The 14,236-nt window shown below is 52.9% G+C and carries 9 protein-coding genes; 6 read left to right on the forward strand and 3 right to left on the reverse strand.

What is annotated here, in order from left to right:
* The first annotated feature begins 77 nt into the window (after positions 1-77).
* Together R3C20_07130 and R3C20_07135 are read left to right on the forward strand one after the other, a co-directional pair.
* Complete coding sequence (locus R3C20_07130; protein MEZ6040261.1) at positions 78-2,162, forward strand: hypothetical protein; 2,085 nt, start codon at positions 78-80, stop codon at positions 2,160-2,162.
* Positions 2,159-3,391, forward strand: coding sequence for a hypothetical protein (locus tag R3C20_07135; GenBank protein MEZ6040262.1), 1,233 nt, complete (start codon positions 2,159-2,161; stop codon positions 3,389-3,391). Before R3C20_07130 ends, R3C20_07135 begins: the two co-directional genes overlap by 4 nt.
* Positions 3,392-3,442: 51 nt before the next feature.
* On the opposite strand, the gene R3C20_07140 is transcribed toward R3C20_07135, so the two are convergent.
* Positions 3,443-4,585 carry a hypothetical protein gene (locus R3C20_07140; protein ID MEZ6040263.1) on the reverse strand — a complete coding sequence of 381 codons (1,143 nt, stop codon included), beginning with the start codon at positions 4,583-4,585 and terminating at the stop codon, positions 3,443-3,445.
* Between the two features lie 651 nt (positions 4,586-5,236).
* Between R3C20_07140 and R3C20_07145 the strand changes: the two genes are divergently transcribed.
* The 4 genes from R3C20_07145 to R3C20_07160 all read left to right on the forward strand — a co-directional run bounded on the left by R3C20_07145 (position 5,237) and on the right by R3C20_07160 (position 11,914).
* On the forward strand, positions 5,237-7,660 hold the full coding sequence (locus R3C20_07145) for an ATP-binding protein (protein ID MEZ6040264.1): 2,424 nt from the start codon (positions 5,237-5,239) through the stop codon (positions 7,658-7,660).
* Positions 7,661-7,729: 69 nt separating this feature from the next.
* A complete protein-coding gene (locus tag R3C20_07150) occupies positions 7,730-8,995 on the forward strand; it encodes a response regulator (GenBank protein MEZ6040265.1) in 1,266 nt (421 codons plus the stop codon).
* Between the two features lie 182 nt (positions 8,996-9,177).
* On the forward strand, positions 9,178-10,131 hold the full coding sequence (locus R3C20_07155) for a hypothetical protein (protein ID MEZ6040266.1): 954 nt from the start codon (positions 9,178-9,180) through the stop codon (positions 10,129-10,131).
* Between the two features lie 64 nt (positions 10,132-10,195).
* On the forward strand, positions 10,196-11,914 hold the full coding sequence (locus R3C20_07160; GenBank protein ID MEZ6040267.1) for an EF-hand domain-containing protein: 1,719 nt from the start codon (positions 10,196-10,198) through the stop codon (positions 11,912-11,914).
* A gap of 9 nt (positions 11,915-11,923) precedes the next feature.
* Here R3C20_07160 and R3C20_07165 read toward each other — a convergent pair whose 3' ends face one another.
* Positions 11,924-13,360 (reverse strand): hypothetical protein, encoded by a 1,437-nt coding sequence (locus tag R3C20_07165; protein ID MEZ6040268.1) that lies wholly within the window; start codon positions 13,358-13,360, stop codon positions 11,924-11,926.
* A gap of 98 nt (positions 13,361-13,458) precedes the next feature.
* Positions 13,459-14,136, reverse strand: a complete 678-nt coding sequence (locus R3C20_07170; protein ID MEZ6040269.1) for a DUF3365 domain-containing protein — start codon at positions 14,134-14,136, stop codon at positions 13,459-13,461.
* Positions 14,137-14,236: the final 100 nt, after the last annotated feature.

A 14,236-nucleotide genomic window follows, 5' to 3' on the forward strand; every position in this document is an offset into this window, starting at 1 on the left:
TAAGCAGGAAGCTGTGGTGTCACAGAGAGATATCCCGCAAACGAGTTCGCAGGACGTAAAAGGTTGAAGAACGCGTGATGGCAAGGAGGCAGCATCAAAACTCAGTTTCGCTGTTTCCGTTTCTTGCCGTGCTTGTGTGCGCGATGGGGGCCCTGATTCTGTTGCTTCTGGTCACGACTCGTCAGATCCGGGAACAGCGGCTTGCCCAAGGCACACCGTCTGAAACCGTCCCACTGAAGTTACCGCTCGTTACTGGGGAAGAACTGTCTTCCGACGTTGATAGTTCGGCCCGTGATCTGGAATTGCTGCAGGATCAGTTGCGGTCTGTGACGATTGAACTTGCTGATGAGACCGAAAAGGCCAGGCAACTGCGCTCAGAGATTTCTCAGGTGAATCAGGAGCTTGAGATATCGAGGAGTCAAAGGCAATCTCTTTCGACCGAAGCTTCGAGTCTGAAAGCTTCACTCGAACTGGGCAGCAGCCAGGACGTCAGCCGGGAAGTCGCTGAGGTTGAACAAAGTATCGCGATTCTGGAGCAACAACGTTCGGAATTGGCGGAGAAACTAAGTGAAGCAGAGCAGAGAATTCTGCTGCGCAGGCAGGAGCTTGTGACATTGAATGAGGAGGTGACCGGCACCTATCAGGAAATGCATGAAAGACGCTCCGCAGTGCTCAGCCTGCGTCGTCAGGCAGCAAGCACTTCATCAGCTCGTCCAAAGCCGGGTGAAACGGTTGTTGAGTTTACTAATGCCAGGGGGACATCACTGAATCCCATTCTCGTCAATTTGTCCGAACGGGGTATGGAGTTTCTTCCCACAGAGATTCGATTGACTGAAGACGATTTGAGGGGGACATCGCTGCGAAATAACCCTTTTCTTGAAGGTGTCTACGCACTGTCGGAGTTTCGGGGTAAACGAGCGGGCCAGGGCGTTCCTTACGTTTTGTTGCTGGTAAGACCGGGTGGCGCTAGTCCATTCTATACGGCCCAGCGAATCCTCACGGATTCGGGGATTCATTTCGGCTATGAATTACTTACGGACGAACATCAGATTCATGCCGGGGAGACTGATGCTGAAGAAGCAGCCTTCGTCCGAGATGCCGTTCTGAAATCGCTGGCCGAACAGAGAGCTTTATTAGCGCGGATGCAAAGTGCCGGAATTGGAAATGGATTAGATGGCGGAGGCGGCGACATTAGAAGTGGTCGTCGCAGCCAGTTAACTGTGACTCCGGATGGTCGTGTCGTCACGATGCCTGACTCGCCGGAAATAGACGGACGTTACTTTGCAGGAGGTACGGCTCCTTCCCGACCGCTCCTCAGTCAGGCGGCCCGAAATTCACGATCGGCTCCACTTGATATGAGGGATCGTGTGCCTGATGACGAACCAGCGGTTGATAAATGGTCTTCCGGACGAGAAGAGCTCGCGCAGTCACCGCCGGAAACTGTCCCGGCGATGTCAATGATTGAAAGCAGGGAATCGGACTCGCGTTTTGCTGACGCTGAGTTGGTCTTTCAGGACAATCTTCTGGACCAACGACCGACTGAACGAGAACAATCGTCGCTTCAAATGTTTCCGGCGGGTCCATCTGCATCGGCGAACTCTTCTGACGTGGAGTTTGATGTGTCTGCACCCTTAGTGCAGCCCAGGGTCAATCTTGAGCACATTGATCCTGAATTGTTACAGAGCCTCCCGCCAGGCAGTCGTAGCCCAACCACATACTCCACTCCTGTTGGCGTAACTGTTTTTCTGGACGAGAATCATCTGACCGTTGGGCAGCGTCCTGCCGTTGTGTATCAGCAGGACTCCATGGATGTCGCATTCGCTCATCTTCTGAAAAGCATTTCGGAAGATGTTGAAGGTGTTCGACAATCTGCGGAGGAACCCCTGCTGCCGATCGTGAAGTTTATTGTGAGTCCGGGGGCAGAACGCTCACGCTATTGGCTGGCAAAACAACTTCGGCAACTGGGGATCCCTTCGGCATCGGTGACTCATATTGAACCTTGTGTAACTCGGCTGGATGACTTCACCTCAACTCTGCTCGCATCGCTCGCTGAAAATCGTCCGGATTCGCCGTTGTCATCTGCCGCTCGAGTGCGACTTTGGCCCACCGACTCAGATCCATTCGAAGGTGCAGAATCACCAATCGGAGGTGATGAAAAATGAGTCGGCGTAAATCAAGTGAAGAGCACGAAGTCGGTTCGGATTCCTTTCTGGATGTGATCGCCAATATCGTTGGAATTCTGATCATCTTGATCGTGATCGTAGGCATGAAGGTGGCTCGCCAGGAAGCGATGCCTGTATCGGATGCAGACGTCGCCGAATCCTCTGAGCTTCAATCTGAGGTCTCTCCCGCGGTTGTGCCTGATAGCCAGTTAACAGCGACGGAATCGGAAACCAGGGATGAGGTGGCGAAGATAAAGCAGGCCCTTAAAGATGCTGAGTTGAGGCTATCGAACGAACGGAAAGCCAAACAGATACTTGTCGCCGAACTGGAACACCAAAGGGCTGAAGTTTCCGCCGAGGCCGCTGCAATCGCGTCGCTGAATGGTGATCTTGATTTGCTGCGTCTTCGAGCTGCGTCTCACCTGCAACAAGGTGAAGACGCAGCAGATCGTCTCGCTTCGCTGACTCAGGAGGTGACAAAACGTCAGTCAGATGTGGATCGGCTGAAAAAGCAGGTATCCGACGCTGAGGAACAGGTGGCGACGGTCTGTGTGTCTATCACAAAGGCTGAGGAACAGGTTGACACATTCACAAAGGCCATTGAGGCGATCAACGCGGAGATGCTGGAACTTGAAGAAGTGATCTCTCCCGCGGAAAACGCAGCAGTGCCACCAACGGATCGTCTGCAACATCGCCTTTCTCCGGTTGGAAAGGTTGCCGACTCGTCAGAAATCCATTTCCGCGTCATCAATAATCAGATCAGTTTTTTGCCCGTCGATGAACTACTGGATCGACTGAAGAGCCAGTTGAATTCGCGAATGGGCGTCATCGCCCGAATGCCACAGTATGGCGGAACAGTCGGCCCGGTCCATGGCTATGTCATGAATTACACAGTCGAGCGCCATACGGGCAGTTTGCCTCAGGGGAACGGATGGGTCGGTGGAACGATGCTGGCAGTATCAGGTTGGACAATCGAAGCGGACGATCAGCGAGTTCCGTCCGAATCGACAGAAACAGCCCTGCGTCCGGGAAGTCAGTTTCGACGAATGATTGAATCCCAGCCCATTGATTCTGCCATTACGCTTTGGGTGTACCCGGATTCATTCCAGAGCTTTGCTGCCCTTCGTGAAGTGGCTCACGGACTTCAGTTGCGAGTAGCGGCCCGTCCACTTCCGGCAGGCACACCCATTTCAGGTTCGTCCAAAGGGTCACGATCGATCGTGCAATAGAACGAACCCGATCGGCTGATACGCAGTGATCACCTCCGTATACCTGCTGCTTCAATTTGTGGAACGCGATGCGGAAACTGAAAAATCCGGATCTGGTAGTTTAACCATCCGTACCTTGTGATTGTTGCTGTCACCGATGTACAGAATATTGTCATCTGAAACAAAAACACCATGCGGACGGTCCATTCTGCAGGAGTGTGCTGGCCCAGCCTTTGGCCCGTCGCCTTTCTTGCCGTCGCCCACCACGACCTCAATAACGCCTGTTGATTTTCTGACGACTCTGATCGTATGACTTTCGGTATCGGCGAAGTAGATATCGCCTGCTTTGCTGAGGCAGATACCTTTTGGTCCTGAGAGCGTCGCCTGAAGTGCATCTCCGCCGTTGCCTGTGAAGCCACTTTTCCCGGTGCCAGCCAGGTGGTGAATGGATTGCGAATGGAGATCGATTCTGTAGATGGCATTACCTTCCCGAAGGGCGAGATAAAGTGAGTGTTGCCCGTCAAAGTCCAGCGCTCTGGGACCATTCAGCGGTGTTCCGGAAACGGGCGATCCATCGGGAGTCGGCTTTCGTTCGCCGGTCCCGGCGAAGGTACTGATGAGGCCGGAGCCCAAATCTACTTTCCGAATTCGATGGTTACCAATGTCGCAGATGTACAGATTCCCGCTGGTATCCAGGGCAATGGAATGCGGTCGGTTGAGCATTGCTGCATTTGCCGCCCCGCCATCTCCGACAAATCCCGGTTGACCGTTGCCGGCAATCGTGGAAATCACGCCATTCGAATGATCGACCCTTCGCACGATGTGGTTCTGCATCTCCACAAAGTACATGTTCCCGTCCAGATCAAAACGTACTTCGTAGGGTTCATTCAATTCTGCTGAGGTCGCGGGACCTCCATCGCCGCTATAACCTTTTCTTCCGCATCCAGCCACGACGTTACTCAGGCCTGTACTCAGGTCAATTCGGCGAATGACATGCGAGCCAACCTCGCAAACGTACAAGGCGTTATCGGGGCCGGTGACCAGCCCAAAGGGTTGTGGCATGGGAATGTCCGAGGCTCTGCCATTCATGCCACCGAACCCGTCGACGCCATTGCCGCCGATCGTCACTACTGAAATAGCCGAAGTTTCATCGGCAACTCCGGTCGCGGGAAATGATGGAAGTAACAGGACTGAAAGAAGACAGCGGAGTCGCATTGCTGACTTAAGATTCCGGGAAGCTGACACGATCTGTAAGCCTTTCGTGAAACGCTGGATTGAATTCAGTGGGTTTCGTGGCATGCCGAGTAGAACGGAACGCTATTCGGTAAATCAAATACCAGGCAGTGAAATGCCATTGGCCGCGAATCATCTTCCTGAAGTCCCCGGTCTGGCAAGTGTGTGAATGGATCTTTCAGCCCCGGTTTGCGACTCGGGAGGCGAATCACCCCGTTCCCGATTGCATCGCTTATCCGTGAAAACCCTCCCGGGAGTTCCTGTATGCGACGGAATGACCGGACGAAAGCAGTGTGCTCGGTTTCCCGCAGCAATTGTTTTTTTCTTGCGTAGTTCGGTGTTTTCGTGCATCGCGCACTACTGTTCTCTTGCTCATCGTTTGATTCCTCTGGTTGAAACACCATTCCAATTGCCCCTGGCATTGCTGCCATTGACTGCGGTGCCACGTCGCCATTCAGGACTGACTCAAATCTTTCAATGAACAATACGGTCTTAAGAATTCTTATTGTCACCGATTGTCCAGCGACGACCGAAGGGGTTCGCAGGCAATTGGAAGACCTGAACCAGCGAAATGAATCTGTAGGGCAAGACGGATCGAGAGGATTCGACGGGCACCACGGAAATCCTGGACCGATGCGCTACCAGTTTGATACAGCCGCATGTCTGTCAGATGCGGAGCACTTGCTGGTCGAAGCGGTAAAGGAAGACTTCTGTTTCAGGATCTTGATCCTTGACGAACACTCACACCTGATCGAGGAGTTTCATCAGAAGCTCAATCAGATCTGGCAGGTCGACAAAGGACTGGAGGTCCTCGTGCTGACTGACGGTACAGAAACAGAGGCCGGGCCTCTGCTGTATCCGGATCAGTTCCTCCTGCTTCGGATGCCGGCAAATGGTATGGAGATTCGACAAGCTCTCATGGCGCTGACTTCAAAGACGGCGCTGCGGGATGCACACGCCAAACAGCTAGCCGATCTACAGGACCTGGTCGACCATTGCTCCGCCGCAACAACAGCTTCTGAAGAAGCGAACAGAGCCAAGAGTGAATTTCTGGCCAACATGAGTCATGAAATTCGTACACCGCTCAACGGTGTTCTGGGGATGCTGGAGTTACTGGCGGCGACGCCACTGGATTTTCAGCAGACTCGTTACATCAAAGGAGCCCAGACTTCAGCAGACTGTCTCCTGAATCTTATTAACGACATCCTCGATTTTTCCAGAATCGAGCAAAACCGAATGGACCTGGAGTACATTGACTTCAACATCCAGCGTTTGATGGAAGATGTCGTTGAAGTATTGTTGCCGTCTGCGATCAAGAAGGGGCTGGAGATCCGATGCGAGACCGATTCTAAAGTTCCGGCAGTTGTGTGCGGTGATCGGAATCGTATGCGTCAAATCCTTTTGAATCTCGCCAGCAATGCTGTCAAGTTTACGGCGACAGGTCACGTCATTCTTCGTTGCCTGTCTGACGATAACTATGCAAAAACCAACCTGCTTTGCTTCGAAGTGGAAGACACGGGCATCGGGATTCCGGAAGGCCAGCGTCATCGCCTGTTCAAGCCGTTTTCACAGGTGAATCCAGGTACAACGCGCCGCTTTGGAGGTTCGGGGATCGGGCTTGCGTTAAGCCGGCGGCTTGCCGAGCTCATGGGCGGGACGATGAGCGTGACCAGTAAGTTTGGTCAGGGCTCCACATTCTGGTTTACCGCAGAACTGCGTCCATCCGCAAGTCACGAGAGTGCCTTTTCAGAAAGGCCTCTCCTGCAGGACAGTCTGGCATTGGTGGTTGCCCCTGAACTTATCAGGAAGGAGTCACTTCAGAAGAGTCTGGATGCCTGGGGAGTCAAGACAATCGCCGCATCCTCTCCGGCTGAAGCAATGACGACTCTGGATGAATTCGGGTTGAACGCCGATTCGTCGATAGATTTTGCGATCGTGGACGGCCAGTTCCATCTGGAGTCGGCTGAAGTGCTTGCGTCACTCGCGGGAAAGCTCAGGGAGATATCTGTCCCGGTTGTTCTGATTGATTCAGTAGATGCAGGGTTGTCCAGCGTTCAGCAACCATTCAGCGGTGTGCACGCCGTCGTCGCTCGCCCTGTACTCATGTCCCGGTTGTTTGATGCCATCATGTCGGCGATCAACCCAAAGCCAGTCACCAGCGTGATACGAACTGGGAAATCGACGACGGAGTCAAAGAGCCTCGCCGACCACAGAAAAATTCGTGTCCTCGTTGCTGAAGACTACGAGATCAATCAGGTTGTGATTCGTGAAGTCCTGATGAGAGGCGGCTTTGAGTGCTTGTTGGTGGCAGACGGAAGTGAAGCGGTCCGTGAAGCCTCGTCCAGGCATTTCGACATCGTCCTGATGGACTGCCAAATGCCCGTTTTGGATGGTCTAAGTGCCACAGAAGAAATCCGGCGGCGGGAAGAGAAGCTGGGAGGCATGGCTAGAAATGGTGAACGACTACCAATCATTGCTGTGACAGCAAATGCCGTCGAAGGAGATCGGGAAGATTGTATCGCTGCCGGCATCGATGACTACATCACCAAGCCAATTCAATTTCAATCACTTGTGAAGATGATCCATAACTGGGTTGGCGTGACGACGGCAGTTGAATCGAGTCGATCGCCGGATGATCAGCGTAAGGCGGAACCATACGATAGCAGGCAACCTCGGACACCGCAGAGCGAATTTGATATCAGGGAGATACTGAGCCAGTGTTTTGGCGATCGGGATCTTGCCGTTGAACTCCTGCAGATGTTTGAAGGGCGAGCTGCGGAAGGTCTGAAAGACCTTGCCGATGCCGTCAATTCCGGTGACGTTGGGGCGCTTCATCGAGTGTCACATAACCTGAAGGGGATTGCCGGAAATTTATGCGCACTCCGTTTACAGAATGATGCGGAAGCTGTGGAACGAATGGCACGAACAGCGACGACTATTGAGTCTGAACTGCTGGAACAGGTGACGGAAATGTCGAATACATTGCGTCGCTGTCTTGGAAACATTCCGGACGTCTCGAAGGTCATTCGATCAGAGGCGGTTAATTTCAGTATTTGAACAGAGTGCCTGCCGTAGTGTTGATCGGGTTCAGTGGAAGCGGCTTCAAAGAAGGAATAAAGACTGGCGATGATTTCTCTTTCCAGCTCAACAACTTATGACAACAGCCTGCCCGATCTGGATTTGGGGATCGGTGGCCAATGGAATCGTTTTTCTGCGAGTCCGCAGGTAATAAACCTGCAGAGTCAGATTGTCAGACCCATTGAGCCAAACAGTGAAAGCCTTAAGAAGAACTCTCATCTGCTGATTATCGACGATGAACCAATCAACCTGAGGTTAATTGAGAAATGTCTGCAGCAGGCAGGTTATACCCAAATCTCAACCCACTCGAATCCTTCGACTGCATTCGCAACGATCGCAAAAATACGCCCCGATCTGGTGCTTTGTGATGTGATCATGAGTGTTTCGGGGCTGGATATTCTGAAACAAGTCGCAGCGGATGAAGAATTGCGACATATCCCCATGGTGATGGTGACAGCATCGGATGACGAACTCGTACGCTCACATGCCCTGGAACTGGGCGCTGCTGAACTGCTGACAAAGCCATTGAGGTCGACTTCCCTTCTGCCGCGAGTACGTAATGCACTGCTGCTGAAATCACGCACCGACCAGATTCACGGTTACAGCCGACTTCTCGAACAACAGATTCAACAGCGAACTGCTGAGCTGATGATGTCTCGCCTCGAGCTGATTCACTGTCTGGCACGGCTTGCTGAGTTTCGGGACAATGAAACCGGCCACCATGTGATTCGAGTCGGACGTTATGCCGGTCTCCTCGCCAGAAGGCTGAACGTCGCACCGGAACTCGCTGAGCTGATTGAACAAGCTGCCCCGCTTCATGACATTGGCAAAATAGGCATCCCGGACGAAATACTTCTCAAGCCGGGAAAGCTGACGCCGGAAGAATTCGAACTCATGCAGAAGCATGTAGGACTTGGAAAGCGAGTGTTTCAGCCTCTTCCCTATGAGGACGCGCAGTCGTTGCGGAACCACACAGTGCTGGGGGAGTTGATGGTCAGCATCGGTTCTTCTCCACTCCTTCAGATGGCGGCGGAAATCGCATTAACTCATCACGAACGATGGGACGGAACTGGGTATCCCATCGGACTAAAAGGTGAGGATATTCCAATCAGTGGCAGAATTGTGGCAGTTGCCGACGTCTTTGATGCGCTTAGCAGCAAGCGCCCATACAAGCCGGCATTGCCACTGGATCGATGTTTTGAAATCCTTCTCGAATGCCGCGGAACGCACCTGGATCCAGCAGTGGTCGACGCCTTTCTTACCGCAAGAGATGAGATTCTGCAGATCAGAATCAAACTGGCGGATATCGACTGACGATTCCGAGATCTCATTTCAGCATGGACCGAAGCGTCGCCTTCTGCCTCGGCTCGGGAAGTAATTCTGAGTGTGCGCAGCGAGAATCCTCAGGCATTGTTATGCTGCCCGTAGCTCCCATGGTTGCTTTGCAACTCTCGTAACTACACTCTCGACTGCCAATCAATCAGGAGGGCACCTTCATGCCCGAATTGATGAATCGTCCCCGACTCTGCATCAGGAAGATCGTTGTCCTGCTGGTGACTGCGATTGTTTCGACCAGTTGCCTGTCAGTCGCTCAGGAAGTCAGCGCCCGCCAGCAACGACGAAGACCTTTCGCGGCGCTGCAGACCAGTGATCAACTTCGCCACAGAACCTGGGAGGTAGATAAGGTCCAGAGAGAAGCTCTGGTGTACATACCAGAGCACGCCACGGAGAAGCCCGTGCCCGTTGTGTTCGTATTTCACGGACATGGCGGAAACATGCGGAATTCCACTCGCCAGTTTCCGTACTATTCCGAATGGCCGGACGCGATTTCGATCTATCCACAGGGGTTAAAAACGCCCGGGCAATTGACAGATCCGGAGGGAAAAAAATCAGGCTGGCAAAAGACCTCGGGCGATCAGAATGACCGGGATCTTCACTTTTTCGACACGATGCTGAAGAGCCTTCGGGAAGAATACAAAGTTGACAACGATCGGATCTATTCGACGGGGCATTCTAATGGAGGTGGTTTCACATATCTGCTGTGGTCAGAACGTGGAGACGAATTTGCCGCCATGGCGCCTTCAGGGGCTGCCGCCAATCGATTGAAGAAGGAACTCAAGCCGAAGCCCGTGTTCCACGTTGCAGGAGACAATGATCCTCTGGTGAAGTTCGAATGGCAACGTCTGATGATTGCTCGCGTTGTCAGGCTGAATGGTTGTGGGAATGGTCAGAAATCAGGGGAACACATGACGATTTACCCATCTGAATCAGGAACCCCTGTTGTTACCTGGATATCTCACCAGGGGCATAAATTTCCACAGGAATCCGTCCGCGACGCAGTCGCATTTCTGAAGCAGCAATCCCGCGATGGTAAGTCAGCCAGCTCGGGTTCAAAATCAAACGGGGCTCCGGAATCTCAGGAAACTGAGGCCGGCGGGATGGATCGTTAGACGAAATCCCACTCAAGGAGGGTCTCGGCCAGCAGTTCCACCTTTCTGCGCAATGGGTTTTGGCATGAACCTGTATCGGTTGACACAATTACTTTCGGCTTCGGTCCTGCTGGCGACAGGGTTGCACCTTTCGACGTCCGAAACGACATTTATCAGCGCCGCGGTCGGTGCGGATTTGAATGATGCACTAGCCTCATCGGAAACTTTTGACCGGGCCAGGTTGGTAATCCTGGCACCAAATGGCCCGGTGTTGGCTGAACTACAAATCAGTGTCTCCGGGTTGCCTTATCGGCAGTGGGTCGGTCGCTTTCTCGCCCAGCAACTGGATCTGGATAATTCCGGAAGCTTAGATCACTCGGAACTCGACCTCCTGACTCCGCAGTTGCTTCAGATGCTGAACGCTGCCAATGCGGATCAGGTCATGTCGCTTGCTCGTGCGGATAATGAAACGTCAGTGGGTACTGCTGAACAGGCTTTGTTGACAGAGCAGTTTTCCACGTGGATGCGTGAAAGACTTCCCAAGTCTTTTTTTATCAGCGTCCTCCCCCAAAACTCTGATGATGCTGTTCGATTGACATCGCTGCTTGATTCCGATCAGGACGGCACTGTGTCAAACCGGGAGCTTGTTGCGGCGGAAGAGACTTTGCGATTTCGGGATCTGGACGATGACCAGACATTCAGTATCTCCGAACTCATGCCGTATCGGGACCCGAGAACTCAGGGTGTCAGCCTGACTCCTGAAGCTGCGAATCTGCCATTCGTCGAGGTCACCGATCAGTCTTCTGCGAATCGGGCAGCTCAGAAAATTCTTTCTCGTTACGGACATCAATCACTCGTCGAAACAGCGGTATTGCGCGCGAATGAGGAACTGACGGTTCCCGTCAATAATCAATGGAATCAGGAGCAGTTGATCGACTGGCTTCTAAGCCATCAGCCTCATCTGCAGATCGAATTCAGATTATCCGACAAGGCCAATCGAAGCCGAGTTGCGGTTTCGATTTCGTCACAGGCGACATCCTTCTGTCAGCAGGCCGATCAGCAGCCCGGAAGCTGCCGTTTAACGGTTGATGACATGCCCGTGAGTCTGATTGCACGTGGAGGAGGATCGAATAATCGGGCTTACCTTCGCGGCTTTCTTGGTCAAAACTTCCTGATGAACGATGGCGACAGAAATCAGTATCTGGATGAGTCTGAATTTGCCGCCATGTCCGGTGTGCTGGCCCAGGCCGGTGCGAATGGTGACTTTCATGCCGTCGATCGGGACCAGAATGGCATGATTACCCGCGAAGAGGTTTTTAGCTTTGCGAATCGGGAGAGTATCTCGTCCGCCAGTCGAATTGAGGTAACCGTCAAACAGGACGGGAAATCAATTTTTGGCCTGTTGGATACCAACGGCGATCGCAGGATCTCAAAGCGAGAACTGCTTCAGGCCCCAAATGCATTATCGGAAATGGATAGAACAGGTGATGGTCGTTATGCGGATGAAGAACTGGGCGTGGAGTATTCGCTGACCATCGGTCTGGGACGGGCGGAGGTTCGTCGTAATAGTGTGCTGGCTATGAATTCGATGCAGACGATGAGTTCCCGTTCTCTCGACGCAATTCTCCCCGGTGTAAGCGGTCTCACTGGACCGGAATGGTTTCGAAGAATGGATCGGAATCAGGATGGTGACGTTTCGCGTCGGGAGTTCCTCGGAACCGTTTCGATGTTTGCAGAGATTGACCAGAATGCCGACGAACTAATCGACGAATCTGAAGCTTCAGCGTTGTCGGCGAATGAATGATGCAATTTCCTAATCAATGTTCTGCTGATCTTTCCGTTCTTTTTCAGCCTTGATCGACCGAATCAGATTGAAGATACCACCGGGGAGGTTCTTCTCCGACTCTTTCCTGTCCGGTTGAGAAACGCCCTGAATCAGTTCGAACACCGCCTGGGAAACAGGTTTCGGTTTTGTTTCCTGCTGTTCGGGCGCCAGGTTGCGGGCAATCTCATCAAAGAAAGTCATGCCGTCAGGCAACTGGATCTGTGGGTTGGCAACTGTTCCCTTCACGCTCACAAGGATTGGCTGCTTCGCTAACTGGGTCAGCATGGCAAGTGCTGCAGGTGTCGGCAAAGAATCCCGGGGACGCAGATTGGGTGAGGGTAGATGAATGGCTAACCTCAGATCGAGGCTTTCGTCCAGTGCGATTTTTCCGCTGGTTTCCGCCGTGAGTCCGGTGGCCAGTTCCGGAAGGAGAAACGACATCGCGTCGTGGTGGATACCATCGGGCGATACTGAAAAGGTGACATTTGATTCCTGAACAATTTGCAACCGATCCGGGAGTTGTTTTCCCGTGAGCTGCCCGGTGAGGATCGCAAGCTGTCGAACCCAGTTAGGTTTGAGTCGCGCTTCAAGCGAATGGAACTGAGCTCGACCTGACATCGCAAATGGGGGGCTGGGGATGTCTCCGTCTCCCAGGACAAGATTCACTTCGTCGATCCAGACAGATGCCGAACCGCCAAGTTCAGTTGATTGCGACAGTACCGGAGCGATCAGAGCAAGATTCTGTTCGGCATGCTTGTCAGAGACGGGTTCGTGATCGAATAACTGAAAGGCATCAATTGTCATGATTCGACGGCTGTCACTGTCGTTTGAAACGCGTCCATTGACGGTCAGAGCATCGAGATCGATGATCGGAAGTCTGCGCCATGGCGCGATCAGCCGGAATGCGCCACGGTCAATTGTGAATTCACAAAGGGATTGCGAAGTACTGGAGTTCTGCGGAATCGGCCAGGATCCGTCTTCATTGAGACGAACCTCGGTGGCTGGTTGCCTCAGCGTGATTTTCCCCAGATCATTCGGATTCAGAAGCAGCCAGAACAATCCATTTGAAATGTGAAGGCTCTTTATCTGCGACGTAATCTGCCCATGACTGTCGGACAGTCGAACGTCCTGAAACTCAAGGGGTTCGATCCATCCTCCACTGGCATCTTCGCAGGTGGCAGTCAATCCCATACTGCTGAAACTATTCGACAGAAGATCATTCCGCAGTTTGGTCTGCATCAACAGTGGCGGGACGCTCAGGACGGCGACCAGACTCAATGAACCGACCATCGCAACCCCGACCACAGCTCGCCTCCAGCGTTTCTGGCTGTTCGATCGTTTCTGGCTGTTCGATTGTGGGCGTGTTTGTGATTCGTTGGTTTCCATGACTGTTTTCTCGCCCCGTCCGTGTTGATGATGAGGCACGCTGTCGTCCTCCCGAAATCAGTTGCTCAGAACCGAAGTGTATATGCAATCACCCCGACTCGGTGTATTGTAGCCATTGTTCCGAAGTCAATCTCGCCCTATTTCTCGGCTTTTTCACCGAGCGACAGGTCTGCGGGAGCATCCTCGAGCGATTCACCCTGGTTGATTGGAATACTGATGACCAGGCCCGCAAATTTGGCAGTGGCTGAGGGCTGAATCGAGAATCCACCGTGACATCCAATGCATCCACCCGTCAGCGGAATACTACCTGCTCGACGGTAGAAGCCATCTTCGATCACTTCAATACCGTCTTCGCCCCGGGATATTGCTCGTGCCGCGGCCTTTTCGAACTGAGTTTCCGGTTCATGATTGATGCTCATCGCTTTCAGACTGGCTGCAATCCACCGAGCCTGTGACTGGTTTTGCTTCTGAATGTCTTCAAAGACGTCCTCCATTGCTCGGGCCGGCACGACGGCTCGTTCGCCGTGAAAGTAGCGGTGATGCATTGCATCAAGAGTTGCGCGATAGATTTCGTGCATCAGTTCCGCTCGTTCTCTTGCCGCCTGTAAAGTGTATCTCTGAACCGGCTTTTCGTTCGACGTGATGGTATCAGTAGGATGCTTCTCCGCGTCCGCCGTCTCTTGTTCTGCAGAAGTTGAGACTGGCACTGATGGTACAGTCGTACTGAGCGGTTGTTCGCCGGCTATCAGGCCGGAGACGCTGCTGATCGCCAGGAACCACACCAGACCCGCGGAACCGTAAGTTGTTTGTGACATCTCGATGAATCCTCCGCTATGTGAAACGCTGGGAAGCTGATTTTAGCGATCAATACCCGGCATCACGCATATGAAAGATCGCGCGGTGCGGGTGGGTTCG

This window comes from Planctomycetaceae bacterium, assembly GCA_041398825.1.
In the GTDB taxonomy this organism is placed as follows: Bacteria; Planctomycetota; Planctomycetia; order Planctomycetales; family Planctomycetaceae; genus F1-80-MAGs062.

Bases quoted from the DNA above. Each gene is read 5' to 3' on its own strand.
- R3C20_07150 (MEZ6040265.1), top strand. From the start codon at position 7,730: ATGATTTCTCTTTCCAGCTCAACAACTTATGACAACAGCCTGCCCGAT.
- R3C20_07140 (MEZ6040263.1), bottom strand. From the start codon at position 4,585: ATGCGACTCCGCTGTCTTCTTTCAGTCCTGTTACTTCCATCATTTCCC.
- R3C20_07145 (MEZ6040264.1), top strand. From the start codon at position 5,237: ATGCGCTACCAGTTTGATACAGCCGCATGTCTGTCAGATGCGGAGCAC.
- R3C20_07155 (MEZ6040266.1), top strand. From the start codon at position 9,178: ATGCCCGAATTGATGAATCGTCCCCGACTCTGCATCAGGAAGATCGTT.
- R3C20_07170 (MEZ6040269.1), bottom strand. From the start codon at position 14,136: ATGTCACAAACAACTTACGGTTCCGCGGGTCTGGTGTGGTTCCTGGCG.
- R3C20_07160 (MEZ6040267.1), top strand. From the start codon at position 10,196: ATGAACCTGTATCGGTTGACACAATTACTTTCGGCTTCGGTCCTGCTG.
- R3C20_07135 (MEZ6040262.1), top strand. From the start codon at position 2,159: ATGAGTCGGCGTAAATCAAGTGAAGAGCACGAAGTCGGTTCGGATTCC.
- R3C20_07130 (MEZ6040261.1), top strand. From the start codon at position 78: ATGGCAAGGAGGCAGCATCAAAACTCAGTTTCGCTGTTTCCGTTTCTT.